Source organism: Tepidicella baoligensis, assembly GCF_013432195.1.
Classification (GTDB): Bacteria; Pseudomonadota; Gammaproteobacteria; order Burkholderiales; family Burkholderiaceae_C; genus Tepidicella; species Tepidicella baoligensis.
Window position 1 is genome coordinate 1 of the sequence record NZ_JACCDB010000024.1, and the last position, 12,695, is coordinate 12,695.

A 12,695-nucleotide genomic window follows, 5' to 3' on the forward strand; every position below is an offset into this window, starting at 1 on the left:
GGAATTCACTGGGTCAATACACTGGCTCACCTGCCGACCGCCTTGGCTATCTGTCATCCCCCCTCCCGCCGCTTGGCTGTTCAAAGATGCACAAGTTTGCCGTATCCTTGTCAAGATTACCATCATCACCGGTCGCAGTCCTGTTGCCGGGCGGGGAAGCGATGAAAGACGACACTGGAGAGATATTCACGCTCGACGAGGTGGCTGCCTACCTCAAGGTAGGCAAACGCACGGTCTATCGCTTGGCGGCGGGCAAGAAGATCCCCGCATTCAAAGTCGGTGGCACGTGGCGATTCCGGCGCCAGGAAATCGATCTGTGGATCAGGCGACAGACGAACGCCGGCACACCCGGGGACGGAAGCAAGGGCAACGAATAATGCACGCCGCAGAGCTCAAACCGAACATCACCGTGCGCGGGCCTCTGTTTCCAGAGCCCGTCCAGGTCATCGTCGCGATTCCGATGGGCGCCTCGGTCAAACTGGTCGGGAAGGGAACCCAATCCAACTCGGTTTATGAGCCGATTCTGACCGCGGAGCAGCTCTCTCTCCTCACGGCCTCCCCAGCCCACGAGCCCTTCGACGGCGATGCCCGCAAATTCCGCCTCGGCATCGAGGCAATGCGCCTCGGCCTTGCCTACGAGTACGACCCGTACTTCTCCCTGTCCATCGCCCGCGTCGACCCGCTGCCCCACCAATTGGAAGCAGTCTACGACTACTTCATGAGGTTGCCACGTATCCGGTTCCTCCTGGCCGACGACCCGGGCGCTGGCAAGACGATCATGGCCGGCCTCCTCATCAAGGAGCTCAAGATTCGCGGCCTGGTCAAGCGCGTGCTGATCATCACGCCCGCCAACCTCACGTTCCAGTGGCAGCGCGAGCTGAAGGACAAGTTCCGCGAGAACTTCGAGGTCATCCGTAGCGATGTCCTCCGCGCCAACTATGGAATGAACCCCTGGCAGGAGAAGAACCAGGTAGTGACTTCGGTGTCGTGGGTCTCCCGCATCGAAGACGCCAAGGATTCTTTGCTGCGCAGCCGCTGGGACCTGGTCATTGTCGACGAGGCGCACAAGATGAGCGCCTACAGCAGCGAGAAGAAGACCCTTGCCTACCAGCTCGGCGAGGCGCTGTCGAACATGACCGACCACTATCTGCTGATGACGGCAACGCCACACAAGGGCGACCCGGAGAACTTCTGCCTGTTTCTCGAACTGCTCGACCGCGACGTCTATGGCGACATCAGGAGCTTGGAGGAAGCGATGGCGCGGCACGAGGCACCGTTTTATCTGCGCCGCGTCAAAGAGGCCCTGGTCACGTTCCCCGAGCCGGAAACCGGCCACGTCAAGGCGCTGTTCACCCGGCGTAACGTTACGACCTCGGAATTCCAGATCTCGGATGAGGAACTGGACTTTTACGACCGCCTGACACGCTACGTCGAAGACCAGTCCATCAAGGCCGCAGCGGACGACTCGGCCCGTGGCCGGGCGCTCGCCTTCACCATGGCCATGCTCCAGCGCCGCTTCGCCTCCAGCCTTTACGCCGTGCGGCGCAGCCTGGAACGGATGCGCGACAAGCGCGAACGCATCCTCAAGGACCCCGAGGGCTACCGCCGGGAGCAGATGAACAAGCGGCTGCCGGAAGACTTCGAGGACCTGACCGACGAAGAACAGCAGGAAATCATCTCCCAGCTCGAGGACGTCGTCGCCAGCGTCGATCCGGCAGCGCTGCGCGAAGAGATCGCCGAGCTGACCAAACTGATCAACCACGCTCGGGAGCTGGAGGCGCGGGAGGTCGAGACCAAGCTCACCGCCCTGAAAGATCTGCTGACCAAGCAGGGGGTGTTCGCCGACCCCAAGATGAAGCTCCTGGTGTTCACCGAACACAAGGACACCCTGGACTTCCTCGCCGGCGACGGCCGCGAAGGGCGGCCGCTCGGCAAGCTGCGCGAATGGGGCCTAAGCCTCACGCAGATTCACGGCGGCATGAAAATCGGCGACCGCGACACCCCCGGCACGCGCATCTTCGCCGAGCGCGAATTCCGGGAATCGGCCCAGGTGCTGGTTGCCACTGAGGCCGCCGGCGAAGGCATCAACCTGCAGTTCTGCTGGTTGATGATCAACTACGACATCCCCTGGAACCCGGTGCGCCTAGAGCAGCGTATGGGCCGTATCCACCGCTACGGCCAGGAGAAGGACTGCCTGATTTTTAACTTCGTCTCGACCAACACCCGCGAGGGGCGCGTGCTGCATAAGCTCTTCGAGCGCATCGAGGCGATCCAGGACGATCTGGACCCAAAGCGCACCGGCAAGATCTTCAACGTCCTAGGCGACGTGTTCCCCGCGAACCAGCTCGAAAAGATGTTGCGCGACATGTACGCGCACAATCAGATGACCGAAGAGCTGATCAAGCAGCGCATCGTCGAGCAGGTCGATCGGAAGCGGTTCGAGAACATCACCCAGTCCACGCTGGAGGGGCTCGCCAAGAAGGAGCTGAACCTGTCCGCCATCGTGGGCAAGTCCGCCGAGGCCAAGGAGCGACGGCTGGTGCCCGAGGTCATCGAGGATTTCTTCCTCAGCGCCGGCCCGCTTACCGGGGTGTCACCCAAGCCTGTTAAGGCGGGAACCCATGCCTACCGGCTGGGCCGGGTTCCACGAAACCTGTGGCCCACCGGCGAACGCCTGGAGCCCCGCTTTGGCAAGCTCGGGCACGAGTACGGCAACATCGTCTTCGACAAGGAACTGCTCAAGCAGGATGCCACCTTGGAATGGGTGACGCCGGGCCATCCGCTCTTCGAGGTGGTGCGCGAGGACGTCCTGAGGCAGGTGCAGGAGCACCTCAAGCGCGGCGCCGTGTTCTTCGACCTGCACAGTCAGGCGCCCTACCGCCTGGACGTGTTCAGCGCCTCCATTCGCGACGGCCGGGGCAATGTCTTAAGCCGTCGGCTGTTCGTCGTGCAAACCGGCATGGACGGGAAGACGGCCATCAAACAGCCCACGATCTTCCTTGACCTCACTGCTGCGGAAACCCCATCCGAAGTTCCGGACGATGCCCAGCTGCCGGATCGAAACCAGGTCGAGGTCGTCCTGCTGGAACAGGCGCTGAACCCGCTGCTGGAGGAAGCGCGTCGCGAGCGTGAACGCGAGGTGGCTACCATCTCCCGCCATATAGAGCTCTCGCTCAACACCATCATCAACCGGGAGAACCTGCTGCTGGCGGATCTCATCTCCCAAAAGGAAAGCGGCTCCACCGAACCGGGGTTGGAAGGCCGCATCAAGATCTCGGAAGACAAACTCCTGGAGCTCGACCATCGCCTGCAAAGCCGCCGCCGCGAACTGGAGCAGGAACGGCAATGCTCGATCGGCGACATCCAGCACATCGGCCGCGCCTGGGTGCTGCCCCATCCGGAGCGCGCCGCACCGGGCATCGCCCCGATGGTCTCCGACCCCGAGATCGAGCGCATCGCCGTCCAGGCTGTCATCGCCCACGAGGAAGCGGAAGGCCGCGTGGTGGAGAGCGTGGAAGCCGACAACCGCGGCTTCGACCTCATTTCGCGTCGGCCGCACCCGGAGGACCCGAAAACGGCGATCGACGTGCGCTTCATCGAGGTCAAGGGGCGGGCCCACACGGGTGAGATCGCCCTGACTGCCAACGAATACAAGACTGCCCAGCGCCTGGGCAACGACTACTGGCTGTATGTCGTCTTCCACTGTGCTACGCAGAACCCGTTGGTCAACATCCTGCGTAACCCCGCCACGCTCGATTGGCAGCCGATCGTCAAGGTGGAGCATTACCGGTTGAAGGCCGATTCCATCAGGCGTCCTGTCGAGCTACGAGAGGATCGTGCCAACTATGAGCCGGGTCAGGAGTAAAGCGTGGCCGATCCCAAGAACGAATTACAGGCAAGCTTTCAGCCGGCGAAACGCCACCAGACCTACGGCGAACTCATTCTCGGTCTGCACGCCAAGGGCTTTCGCAATCACGTCGATACCAAGATCGAGATCGAAAGCCCGGTCACGGCCTTTTGCGGGGTCAATGGGACGGGCAAGTCGACGCTGTTACAGCTCGCCGCCGCCGCATACCAGGCGCCAAACGGGAAAAAGCGGCATTACATCTCTTCCTTCATCCTGGCGGGGACCCTGGACAGCAAACCTTTCGCCGATGATGCATCAGTCGAGATTACCTACGAACAGCCGCCCACAAGCAGCGGTTCAATCCAACCTCGGACGCTGACCGTTTCCCGGTCAGGCTCTTCGTGGTCCGGTTATGACCGCCAGCCTGAGCGCGCAGTCCTGTATCTGGGACTTGGCTTTCATCTGCCCCATGCCGAACGCGACGAGAGCTTCAAGAAGCTATTCGGCGACGCACAATTCCGCCTCAGGGAAAAGCAAGCGCTCGAAGACAAGGTTGTCGAGCGGGTTTCGACCATCCTCCTGTGCAAGTACGACGCTGCGCATCAGAACACGCTGAGGAAACGATATGGGCGCACGAATACCCATCTCCTTACAGCAAAGCGCGGAACCGGCGCCGAGTATTCCGAGGCCAACATGGGCTCTGGAGAGGCGCGTCTCTACGCCCTCGTCATGCGCATTGAAGCGGCGCCGGAAAAGAGCCTGCTCCTCATCGAGGAACCGGAGACGGCGCTGCACCCCAGCGCCCAATATGAGCTTGGGCGCTATCTGGTGGAAGTCGCCAAGCGGCGTGGCCTGCAGATATTCCTGACGACCCACAGCGAATACCTCCTTCTGGCGTTACCGCAGAAATCCCGCATCTACCTCAAGCGGGAAGGCGCCACGGTTGTGCCGATTCCGAGCGTTGGCGTGCGCCAGGCCGTGAGCCTGATGGACAACTTCGCGATCCCGGCGATTTACGTCCTGGTGGAGGACGACGTGGCCGAGGCGATCGTCATCGAACTCCTGCGCAAGCACGATCCGGACTTTCTCAAAACGGCACGGGTGATCGTTGCTGGCGACAAGGATCGCATTCGCCAGATGATGGAGGTTTTCCAGGACCAGAAACTCCCGGTCTGCGCGGTGCGGGACGGCGACTTCGGCGACGCCAAGAAACTCAAGATGTACAAGCTGTTCGGTACCGAGCCACCGGAGAAGGAAATCTTCAAGTCAACGAAGTTCAAGGAGACCTTTGCTGCTCAGCATGGGGTGGATTGGGACGCCGTGGATATCGCGAACCAGGGAAAGGATCATCACCGCTGGTTTGATGTGCTGGAACAGCAGCTCGTGCGAAAGCGCGCGGAAATCCTGCCGCTGGCGGCCTGCGCGTATCTCGAAGGAATAACAGAAACCGACCGGCAGGCATTGGTCGAACAGATTAAGGCGGCAGTACCATGAAAAACGATTACAAGCGGTTGATTGAAGTCGACCTCCCCATCCGACGCATCTCTGATCATGCCCGTGCCGAGAAGAACATGCGTTCCGGCCATCCGTGGCAGCTTCACATCTGGTGGGCACGCCGCCCTTGGGGCGCCTGCCGGTCCGTGGCGTTGGCCTCGCTGATACCGGCGCCGACCGATGAGCATTGTCCGGAGGATTTCGTCAGAGCCGCCGCTTCGACCTTGGCCGAAATCGGCTTCAAACCGGCCGACGGGTCCCGGCAGAGGGTTGAGGAGGCATTGCTGCGCTTCACCGGCGAGTTTGCCCGTTGGGAGGCGGGCAGCGACCCCTACTGGCGCACCGCTGCCCGCAAGCTCATCAAGGCGGCGCATCCGTACGTCCCCCACGTGTTCGACCCGTTCTCCGGCTACGGCGCCATTCCGGGGGAGGCGGCCAGGCTTGGCTGCGAGAGTGNGCTCATCAAGGCGGCGCATCCGTACGTCCCCCACGTGTTCGACCCGTTCTCCGGCTACGGCGCCATTCCGGGGGAGGCGGCCAGGCTTGGCTGCGAGAGTGTGGCCTCGGATCTGAACCCGGTGGCGCTGCTGTGTCTGCGCACCCTTCTGGAGGCCGTCCCACGCCACAGCCACAAGCTCATCGAGAAGTTCAACGAGGGCGCGGAGTTCATCAGGGCGGAAGCGGAGAAGCGGCTCGCACCCTACTACCCCAAACGCAACGGCAAGCATGTCATCGCCTGGTTATGGGCGCGCACGGTCACCTGCGAAGGGCCGGGCTGTGGCGCGACCGTTCCGTTGATCTCCCAGACCACCATCGCCAAGGGCAGCCGCAAGGCGTGGATCGAGGTCACAGGAGACCCCAGAACCAAGGAAGTGCGGACTGCGGTGCGCTCCGGAAAGTCGATTCCTGCCGGGCTCAAGAAGACGGCCGGCGGCGGGCATGCCATCTGTCCGGTATGCGGCTTCACCACCAACAAGGAACGGGTCAAGGCGCAAGGCAAGGAAGGCCGGATGGGCCATCGGCTTTACGGCGTGGCAATGGCCATCGGCACACGCCAGGGCAAGGAATATGCAGAGCCGACGCCGGAAGACTTGGCGGCGTTTGATAAGGCTGTGGCGGCGTGGAAACAAATAGCAAACGAGCATCCAGAGGCTGAAATTGATGAGCCGTTTGTATTGACTTATGGACTCCATGTTCCACCGCATTACGGCGTCAGAACCTGGGGCGACTTGTTCTCACCGCGCCAGAAGCTGGCACTGCACAGCATCGGTGAGATCCTGCGGGATTACGAACAGCGCCTGACCGCAGCAGGAGAAGACCGGGCGCTGGTTCGCGACACCGTGACCGCCCTGGCATTGGCCGTCAGTAACTCGCTTCATTACTCGACCAACATGAGTACCTGGTTGGCCGAGCACATGATTTCCTGCTTCATTACTGGCAATGCGATTGCCATGCGTTGGGATTGGGCCGAAGCGAACCCTCTGGTATCTGACTACGTTGGCGGCCTCGACTTTTCATTCAAACAGTCAGCTGATGCGCTGGCATCCACCATTGCCCTCAACAACACGACCACCACCGTCATGCGCGCGGACGCGGCCAATTGCCCGTTGCCGGACGACGCGGCGGAGATGTTTTTCTCCGACCCGCCGTACTACGACGTGGTGCCCTATGCGGACCTTTCCGACCTTTGCTACGTTTGGCTCAAGCGTTTCGTGGGCCATGCGCAGCCCGATCTGCTTGCGGAAGCTCTTACGCCCAAGGCCGAGCAGATCGTGGTCAACCCCTATGCGGTCGAGGACGGTCGCGGCGAGCAGTCGCCGGAACGCTATCAGGAGCGCATGACCCAGGCCTTCCGGGAAGCGCGCCGGGTGCTCAAACCGGAGGGCATCGGCTGCATCGTCTTCGCCCACAAGGGGACGGCGGCCTGGGAAACGCTGCTCGCTTCCATCATCGATGCCGGTTTTGTTGTCACGGCATCCTGGCCCATCGACACCGAGCGCGCCGCACGGATGCGCGCCAACAAGTCGGCGGCGCTGGGCTCCAGCGTACACATCGTGGTGCGCCCCCGCGAAAACCCCGATGGCTCCTTGCGTGCCGACGAGGTCGGCGACTGGCGCGATGTGCTGGCCGAGCTCCCTCGCAGGATTCGGAGCTGGATGCAGCGTTTGATTCACGAGGGCGTGGTGGGGGCTGATGCGATCTTCGCCTGCCTCGGGCCTGCCCTGGAGATTTATTCCCGCTATTCCCGTGTCGAGAAAGCCAATGGCGATCAGGTATTCCTTCGGGAATATCTTGAGCACGTTTGGGCCACGATCTCCCGTGAAGCCCTGGCCACCATCTTCGAAGGCGCCGATGCCACTGGTTTCGAGCCGGATGCACGTCTGACCGCCATGTGGCTGTGGACACTGCGCACGGAAGCGGGCGACGTCACGGCCGAGGCGGACGATGGTGAGGAGGATGAAACCGAAGGCAAAGCCGGGAAAGCCAAGGGATTTGCCCTGGAGTTCGATGCCGTCAACAACATCGCGAAAGGCCTTGGCATCCACCTGGAAGACCTCGATTCGGTGGTCGAGATCAGCAAAGGCAACGCGCGGCTTCTGGCGGTTTCGGAGCGTACCCAATACCTGTTTGGGAAGACCTCGGAAGAGCCGGTCAAGCGAGGGCGCAAGAAGGCCGAGCAGCAGGACTTGTTCGCAGAACTTCTGGACGAAGCGGATGCGGAAACGGCTTGGCGCGACAAGGCGATCTTGAAGCCGGGGGCTACCACCCTCGACCGCGTGCACCAGGCCATGATCCTTTTCGCTACTGGTCGTGGCGAGGCATTGAAGCGGCTTTTGGTAGATGACGGTGCCGGCCGCGACGCACGGTTCTGGATGCTGGCGAATGCCCTGCTGGCGCTTTATCCGAAGTCGAGCGAGGAAAGTCGTTGGGTGGACGGCGTGCTGGCACGGAAGAAGGGCCTGGGGTTGTGAGATGGTGGATGGCCTCGTCGCGCGTTTCCGGGAGACGTTCTTCGCCGTCGTCCAGGCCGACGAACTGGCGGGTGAGCTGAAGCAAGCGGCCTCCGCAGCGAACCTCGGGGCCTGGACGCGGGCGCTTACCGAGGCAGCGATCAGAACGTGTTCAGGGCTGGGGCTGATGGCGTCCGCCAAGGGACACAAGCTGGAACTGCTGCCTATCCACCGCAGCGAGTACCTGGCGCTGGATGTGATGGCTTTCGCTGAGGGCGAAAAGCGCTGGCGGTTTCCGGTGGCGGTGATGGAGCTGGAGAACAGCGCCCGGGAAGACCAGATCGCCTACTCGCTTTGGAAGGTGCTGTCGGTGCGAGCGGACCTGCGGATCGTGTTTTGTTACCGCAGGAACGGAGAGGAGATACCCGCCTTGCTGCGCCACCTGCGGGAGGAGGTGGTCGAGGCGATGGGCCTTGCGGGCCGGGTGAAACTCGAAGGGGCCACGCTGCTGGTGGTGGGTTCCCGTAGCGAATCGGGGACGTTTCCGTTCGGCTACTTCGGCTGGTGGCTGCTGGACACGAATACTGGAAGATTTGAACGGCTATAGAGGACAACGATGAAACTCAAACCCTGGTATGACGTAGTGAAGCCGCGCGAAGACTTGCGGGAGGGCAAGCCGCTCGACGCCTCTGAATTCGCCGTTCATCTGGACAAGGTGCGGTTGGGCACCGCGCCCAAGGATTATCGTGACGCCGCGACCTTCTTTGACCGGACATTCCTGACCGAGAACCTCACGGGCCTGGGTGCGGAAGTGATGCGAAGGCTCTCCGGCATTACCACCGAAACGAGCGCGGTGTTCAACATGACCACCCAGTTCGGCGGCGGCAAGACCCACGCGCTGACCCTGCTCTATCACCTGGCGCGGCATGGATCGGCCGGCAACGGCTGGCGTGGTGTCACCAAGATTCTGCAGCGGGCAGGCATTCAGACCATCCCCGACAATTGCGCGGTGGCGGTCTTCGTCGGCACGGAGTTCGATTCCGTGACCGGTCGTGGCGGTGACGACGGCACGCCGCGGCGCAGAACCCCCTGGGGCGAGCTCGCCTGGCAATTGGGAGGGGAGGAATCCTTTGCCCATGTCGCCCAGCACGACGCGGACTTCATCGAACCCAAGGGCGATGTGATCGAAAAGTTCCTGCCTTCGGATCGCCCCTGCCTCATCCTGATGGACGAGGTGCTGAACTACATCAGCACGTACCGCGACCGGGGCTGGCACAACAAGCTCTACAACTTCATCCAGGCGCTGTCTGAGACGGTTCGCGGGCGCCACAACGCGGTGCTGGTGGGCTCGATCCCGGCTTCGGAACTCTCCTACACGGACAAGGATGAAGCGGATCAGCAGCGCTTGAAGAATCTCCTGGATCGCCTGGGCAAGGCGGTGATCGTGTCGGTGGAATCGGAAACCTCTGAGATCATCCGCCGCCGGCTGTTCGAATGGGACGAGCGGGCCGTGACCCCGGATGGCCGGGTGATCCTCAACAAGGACGCTGAGGACGCCTGCCGAGCTTATGCCAACTGGATTCAGGAGAATCGACTGCAGCTGCCGAACCTGATCAATCCGGACTTGGCCCGCGACGAATTCCGCGCCACCTACCCGTTCCATCCGATGGTGATTTCCGTCTTCGAGCGGAAGTGGCAGACCCTGCCCCGGTTCCAACAAACGCGCGGCGTCCTGCGACTACTGGCCCTATGGGTGTCCCGGGCCTACCAGGAGGGCTACAAGGGGGCGCAGCGCGATCCCTTGATCACACTGGGAACGGCGCCGCTGGACGACCCCATGTTCCGTGCCGCCGTGTTCGAGCAACTAGGTGAAACCAAACTGGAGGCGGCAGTCACCACGGATATCGCCGGCAAGAAGGACGCGCATGCCGTGCGACTCGATTCCGAGGCCATCGATGCCATCAAGAAGGCCAGGCTCCACCGCAAGGTGGCCACCACGATCTTTTTTGAATCCAACGGCGGGCAGGTCGGCGCTGAGGCCCAAGAGGCCAGTGTCCCAGAGATCCGGCTTGCCGTGGGGGAACCCGGAAGCGACATCGGGAACATCGAGACCGTCCTGGAGGCGCTGACCGACGCCTGCTACTACCTGAACGTCGAGAAGACCCGGTACAAGTTCAGCCTGAAGGAGAACCTCAACAAGCGATTCGCCGACCGTCGGGCGACCGTGCAGGGGCCTCAGGTGGACGAAGAGGTCAAACGGGAGATTCAGAGGATCTTCGCGCCGAAGGAGTTTGTCGAGCGGGTGTTCTTCCCCGAGAAGAGTATTCAGATCTCCGACCGGCCTGTGATCACCTTTGCGATCGCCGATCTGGACCGGACAATGGAAGACGAGAAGGCGACCCGCCAGTTCGCGGAGCAGATGATCAGGGAATGCGGCACGACGGCGCGGACGTTCAAGAGCGCGCTGATCTGGGTGGTGCCGGATTCCGCTCAGCCCATGCGGGAAGAGGCGCGGAAGATTTTGGCCTGGCAGGCAATTCAAGACGAGGCGGATGATCTTAAGCTCGATGAGGCGCAGAAGAAGCAGCTTGCCGAGAACATCCACAAGGCCAAACGTGACCTGAAGGAGTCCATCTGGCGAGCCTACAAGCACCTATTCCTGCTGGCCAAGGACAACACGGTGAAAATGGTCGATCTCGGGCTCGTCCATTCCAGCGCGGCGGATACCACTATCTCCAACATCCTCAACCGGCTGTCTGCCGATGGCGACGTGGAGAAGGGTGTGAGCCCGAACTTCTTGGTGCGGAACTGGCCGCCCGCTTTCAAGGAATGGGCGACCAAGTCGGTCCGCGATGCGTTCTACGCGTCGCCGGTCTTTCCGCGCTTGCTGAACGCGGAGACGGTCAAGGAAACCATCGCGCGCGGTGTCGAGAGTGGAATACTGGCCTACGTGGGGAAAGGCGCCTCCGGCAAGTATCAGCCATTCGCATTCAATCAGAGCGTCATCCCGGCAGACATCGAATTCTCCGATGACATGTTCGTCATCACGGCTGAAGTGGCACGAGCCTACCTGGATGCTCAAACCACACCACCGCCGGCGGGGGTTCTCGTGCAAGGAGGCGGCACGGGAGTTGGAACAGGGACAGGTGGAGGTGCGGAACCAGCTGGTACACCGATTGAACCTCAACCGGCACCGACCCCGCCTGTTCCCGGGCCAGCGAAGATTGCCGGCATCCGATGGTCTGGCGAAGTGCCTCCACAGAAATGGATGAACTTCTACACCAAGGTGCTTTCCCGCTTTGCAGCCACGCCGGGCTTGAAGCTTACCATCGTGGTCGAGGTCAGCCCGTCCGATGGACTCTCGACGCAGTCCCTGGAGGAGACGCAGAATGCTTTGCGGGAACTGGGGCTGGATGACCGGGTGACGGAGAAGTAGTTGTCGGGTCCCGGATGATTGGCTGCTGCACAATCGACGAGCCGTGCTGATGGGCCGCGAGGTGCTGCGGGCCGTGATGGCAGGATCATCCCTCCGGGAGGTAGCATGCTGATCGCCTTGCACAAGAACGCCACCACCACGCCGGCCGTGCGTGCGGCCATCCAGCAGTCCTCGGCCAGCGACTACGAGTTGGCCCGGCAGTACGGTGTGAGGCGCGAGACGATCCGGCGCTGGCGCAAGCGCGACAGCGTGTTTGATGCCAGCCACACCCCGCACCGGCTGCAGACCGCGCTGAACGCTGCGCAGGAGGAGTTGGTGGTCATGCTTCGCACGCAGCTGCAGCTGTCGCTGGACGATCTGCTGGCGGTGGTGCGCGAGTTCATCGAGCCCAGCGGCGTCCAATTTCGGGTGTGCGACTCCAGCGCCGTGGGTGGCGACACTTGGCGTCCAGGTACAGCGCGTGACGGCGCTGCAGCACCTCACGCCCATCCAGGCGGTGAAACGATGGCGCAGTTCGCATCCTCATCTGTTCTCAAGACAGGTTAGGAATCATCCGGGACCCGACAGATATCAATGCAGCCCATGCCGCCGAGTTGATGCCGAGGGTTGGGCAGCGCCGCACCAATTCAGGCGATCTGCAGCAGTGCTGCTTCAGCCTCGCGCCTCGCCACCAACCCCGGCAACAGCTTCCCGCCGCCGTACACCCACCGGCGAAGTTCAGCGGCGGCAGCCGTCCAATCCCGCTGGTTCACCCGCCGCCGCAGCGTCGATGTCTGCAGCCGCCCTGCCCCCAGGTTGAAGGTGAAGTCCACGATGGCCGCCAGCCGCCCCTCGGGCTCGGTGGCCAGCACCGGGCAGAAGCGCAGCGTGGCGGCCAGTGCCGTCTTCAGATCCTGGGCGAGGTAGGCCTCGGCCTCGCCTTCCGTGATCGGCGGGTGCTTGGGGTTGTATTGACCCAGTGAATTCC

The 12,695-nt window shown here is 62.3% G+C and carries 7 protein-coding genes and 1 pseudogene; 7 read left to right on the forward strand and 1 reads right to left on the reverse strand.

All coding sequences use genetic code 11. The features are described 5' to 3' along the window. The 7 genes and pseudogenes from mads1 to HZS63_RS14050 all read left to right on the forward strand — a co-directional run. Positions 1-377, forward strand: a 377-nt coding sequence (gene mads1 / locus HZS63_RS14265) for a methylation-associated defense system helix-turn-helix domain-containing protein MAD1 (protein WP_425505966.1), incomplete at its 5' end; no start/stop codon positions are given. Beyond that, a complete protein-coding gene (locus tag HZS63_RS13515; RefSeq protein WP_180684518.1) occupies positions 377-3,865 on the forward strand; it encodes a protein NO VEIN domain-containing protein in 3,489 nt (1,162 codons plus the stop codon). The genes mads1 and HZS63_RS13515, both read left to right, overlap by 1 nt. Before the next feature lie 3 nt (positions 3,866-3,868). Next, positions 3,869-5,341 carry an AAA family ATPase gene (locus HZS63_RS13520; RefSeq protein ID WP_180684519.1) on the forward strand — a complete coding sequence of 491 codons (1,473 nt, stop codon included), beginning with the start codon at positions 3,869-3,871 and terminating at the stop codon, positions 5,339-5,341. Beyond that, on the forward strand, positions 5,338-8,313 hold the full coding sequence (locus HZS63_RS13525) for a DUF1156 domain-containing protein (protein ID WP_180684520.1): 2,976 nt from the start codon (positions 5,338-5,340) through the stop codon (positions 8,311-8,313). Before HZS63_RS13520 ends, HZS63_RS13525 begins: the two co-directional genes overlap by 4 nt. 1 nt (position 8,314) lies before the next feature. After that, positions 8,315-8,899 carry a hypothetical protein gene (locus HZS63_RS13530; protein WP_180684521.1) on the forward strand — a complete coding sequence of 195 codons (585 nt, stop codon included), beginning with the start codon at positions 8,315-8,317 and terminating at the stop codon, positions 8,897-8,899. 9 nt (positions 8,900-8,908) lie between these two features. After that, positions 8,909-11,728, forward strand: a complete 2,820-nt coding sequence (locus HZS63_RS13535; RefSeq protein ID WP_180684522.1) for an ATP-binding protein — start codon at positions 8,909-8,911, stop codon at positions 11,726-11,728. 105 nt (positions 11,729-11,833) lie between these two features. Then, positions 11,834-12,121 (forward strand): annotated as a pseudogene (locus tag HZS63_RS14050) (IS481 family transposase); the annotation flags it as partial. A 233-nt stretch (positions 12,122-12,354) separates the two neighbouring features. Here the strand turns inward: HZS63_RS14050 and HZS63_RS13545 are convergent. Then, on the reverse strand, positions 12,355-12,695 hold a 341-nt coding region (locus HZS63_RS13545; RefSeq protein ID WP_180684523.1), incomplete at its 5' end, for a lysozyme.